Origin of the sequence: Pinirhizobacter sp., assembly GCF_035317885.1 — a bacterium.
Lineage (GTDB): Bacteria > Pseudomonadota > Gammaproteobacteria > Xanthomonadales > Rhodanobacteraceae > Pinirhizobacter.
The window spans coordinates 1-2,746 of record NZ_DATHFX010000391.1; the positions used below are offsets into that span (position 1 = coordinate 1).

General features: G+C 61.7%; 4 protein-coding genes and 1 tRNA gene. 1 reads left to right on the plus strand and 4 read right to left on the minus strand.

Going from position 1 to position 2,746, the window contains the following annotated elements:
- Positions 1–486, plus strand: a 486-nt coding sequence (locus VK519_RS12975; RefSeq protein ID WP_324350389.1) for a hypothetical protein, incomplete at its 5' end; no start/stop codon positions are given.
- A gap of 54 nt (positions 487–540) precedes the next feature.
- Here VK519_RS12975 and VK519_RS12980 read toward each other — a convergent pair.
- From VK519_RS12980 to tpiA, 4 genes are all read right to left on the minus strand, one after another.
- Positions 541–966: an SseB family protein gene (locus tag VK519_RS12980; protein ID WP_324350391.1), complete on the minus strand. Its 426-nt coding sequence runs from the start codon at positions 964–966 to the stop codon at positions 541–543.
- Positions 967–1,184: 218 nt separating this feature from the next.
- A tRNA-Leu gene (locus VK519_RS12985) sits at positions 1,185–1,269 on the minus strand.
- A gap of 21 nt (positions 1,270–1,290) precedes the next feature.
- Entirely contained in the window at positions 1,291–1,725 is a 435-nt protein-coding gene (gene secG / locus VK519_RS12990) for a preprotein translocase subunit SecG (protein WP_324350392.1), read from the minus strand.
- A 21-nt stretch (positions 1,726–1,746) separates the two neighbouring features.
- Positions 1,747–2,496: a triose-phosphate isomerase gene (tpiA, locus tag VK519_RS12995; RefSeq protein WP_324350394.1), complete on the minus strand. Its 750-nt coding sequence runs from the start codon at positions 2,494–2,496 to the stop codon at positions 1,747–1,749.
- Positions 2,497–2,746 lie beyond the last annotated feature (250 nt).

Here is a 2,746-nt window from a genome sequence, read left to right on the forward strand (position 1 = left end):
GCCGACTTGGAGGAAGGACAAACCAGTATCCTGACCGACCGCATAGACGTACCCCTGCCGAACGACAAGGCACATGCATTCAAACTATGGCTGGACCACCACAAGCGGGAGCTCTTCCCCGACCACGCAGCCGCCCGCGCAACATGGAACCAGATTTGCGCAGAACTGCTCCGGGCGTGCCGGCAACAGCGCGACCACTACGGAAACGCAGTTGGGGTTTTTGAAGCCTGGTCATTCTCCGCTCAACCCGCGATTGCCTACCTCGTGATTGAGACAGACGGCGCCGCGTTTTGGGCATCGGGCGACACGCCCCTGCTCGAACCGGTTGAAAAGCCTCGTTTCAAGCTGGACGGCGACCGGCTAAACGTCTTCTCCGGTGACGACAACCGGTTGTTTTCCGTGCCAGCGGACCAGTTGGTACCTCTGCGTGCGTTGAAGCACCGGGGCGTTATCTCGTACGAAGTGGTCGGCCACCGTCGCGCCTGAACTACTTCGACACCTACTGAGGACAGCAGCGAACATGGAGATCCGCAATGGGAATCAAGGAAGGGCTGTCGGCTGTCGATTGCGCGTACGCAACTCAGCAATTCTCTCAGGCGCGAGTTCGACACCGACGGGATGACCCGGATTCAGGACAACACCCATTTTTTGACCGCCCACGCTTTTGATGATCCAAGCAAATGCAACCTCAAGCGCGAAAACGTACTTCGGCACTTGCTTGCACCAAGGCGTCGCGCGATCCAGTGACGTGAACAAGGCCAGGACATCGCCACCTCTGGGACTTTTCAGAACCAGTGGCTGTGATGAATTGTCCCAAGTCTCGCCCTTGATTTCATTGTCCAAGAGCACGACTACCTTCGACTCTAGGAGCACCTCAGTGAACTCGTCCACCGACGTCTTGCCCGCCTGTGTTCGCACAAGACATTCCTCAAGGGTATTTTGACTTGTGAAACTTTGAGCGTTCACTTGAACCTCCATGCAGAGTTGCGCTCGGTCGGACGCCGATATCTGTTGGACAGCTCGGCGGCATCTTAACCACGTACCGCCAGAAATGCCGCTAAGTACCAGCAGACTCCCTGGGGCGCCTTGAGGCCGCTTGGCACCCTTCAGGCACAAAAAAACCCGCCTATTAGCGGGTTTCTCTGTGACTTCAATTCGGAATAAGCCGTTCTGAAACCTTCAATTGGTGCCCAAGAGGGGACTCGAACCCCTACAGTTTTCACCGCTACCACCTCAAGGTAGTGCGTCTACCAATTCCGCCACCTGGGCTAAACTTTTCGAACCGCTATTTTACTTCTTTGCGGGCTCCTGGGAAGCCGGCGGGACGTCCTTTTGCGCGGGTGCGGCGCTGGGTACGTCGGAGTTGTTGTTGGCCGGCGCCGGGTTGGTCGGCTTGGGCACGTCGTTCACAGCCTTGGCGGCATTGGCGGACGAGGCCGCTGCCGGCGAGGCGCCGCCCATCAGGCCCAGATCAGCCGTGGGCTGGGGCGTGGTGCCGCGGCCGAGGTAGATACCCATGCCGAGGCTAAGCAGGAAGAACAGGGTAGCCAGAACGCCCGTGGCGCGGGTCATGAAGCTGGCCGAGCCGCGTGCACCGAATACGGTGGACGAGGCGCCGCCGCCAAAGCCGGAACCGGCATCCGCACCGGCGCCACGCTGCAGCAGGATCAGGACGATCATGGCCGCGGCAATCAGGATGTAGAAGACGCTGAAGATAATGAACATAGTTGCTCTTGCCGGTCGCGCTTAGCGCGCCGCGGCGCAAATCGCCAGGAAGTCGGAGGCGGCCAGGGAAGCACCGCCGATCAGCCCACCGTCCACGTCCGGCTGCGCGAACAACTCGGCCGCATTGGCCGGTTTGACGCTGCCACCGTATAGGACCCGGGTGAGACCGGCGATATTAGCATCTCCACGCGCCAGTTGGCTACGGATGAATGCATGCACTTCCTGGGCCTGTGCGGGGGTGGCGACCTTGCCCGTACCGATGGCCCAGACCGGCTCGTAGGCCAATACGGCGTTCTCGAAGGTGGCGATGCCGTTGGCCCTGATCACCGCGTGGATCTGCTCGCCGATCACTTCCTCGACCCGGCCTGCCTCGCGCTCTGCCAGGGTCTCGCCCACGCAGAGAATGGGGGTAAGGCCGGATTTCTGCGCCGAGTCAAACTTGCGGGCCAGCATCTCGTTGGTCTCGGCGTGATATTCCCGCCGCTCGGAATGCCCCACCAGCACCCAGCGAGCGCCCACATCGAAAAGCATGTCGGCCGAGACGTCGCCGGTGAAGGCGCCGCTGCCGTCGCGCTCGGCCAGGTCCTGGGCACCGACCATCAGGGCTGAGCCCTCGCACAGCCGCACCACCTCGCTGATATACACGCTGGGCGGGCACAGGATGATCTCCGTGCCGCCGGGGCTGGCCGCGAGGATCTGGCCGACCAGTTCGCGCGCCATGGCACGCGAACCGTGCATCTTCCAGTTTCCGGCAACGACTTTCCTGCGCATGGCCAGCATCCTGCGGGTTCAAAGGGGGCCGAGGATAGCCTTAGGTCCAGGCCACGTCACCTTCACTCGATCTAGGCGAGGTTCAGCCCCGCAATTGACCTCACCCTCGCTGGCTTCGATCATCCCCCGATGCATCTACGAAAACTGCTGCTTGGATCACTCCTCTTCCTCGCCACGGCCACCGCCCTGGCCCAGGACGCGCCTGCCTCGAGCAGCTCCGCCCCGCCGCCCACGCCCGACCAGTTGCTGG

Excerpts from the sequence above, each read along its gene's own strand:
- secG (WP_324350392.1), bottom strand. The coding sequence starts at position 1,725 with ATGTTCATTATCTTCAGCGTCTTCTACATCCTGATTGCCGCGGCCATG.
- tpiA (WP_324350394.1), bottom strand. The coding sequence starts at position 2,496 with ATGCGCAGGAAAGTCGTTGCCGGAAACTGGAAGATGCACGGTTCGCGT.